General features: G+C 28.8%; 1 pseudogene. It reads left to right on the forward strand.

Features of this window, described 5'->3' with window-relative positions:
* Nucleotides 1-215, forward strand: a pseudogene (locus KGF50_RS22225) (IS200/IS605 family element RNA-guided endonuclease TnpB); the annotation flags it as partial.

The following is a 215-nucleotide window of genomic DNA, read 5'->3' on the forward strand; positions in this document are numbered from 1 at the left end:
GTTAAAGTAAGGGATAAACAAGTACCTCAAGGGAGAATACTTAATGCTACTGTATCCAAAGAACCAAGTGGTAAATACTATGTATCATTATGTTGTACTGATGTAGATATTGAAGTATTTGAAAATACTAATAATCAAGTAGGTTTAGATTTAGGAATTAAAGAATTTTGTATCTCAAGTTGTGGACAATTTATAGAAAATCCTAAGTATCTTCT

This window comes from Clostridioides sp. ZZV15-6598 (assembly GCF_020657705.1).
Lineage (GTDB): Bacteria > Bacillota > Clostridia > Peptostreptococcales > Peptostreptococcaceae > Clostridioides > Clostridioides difficile_F.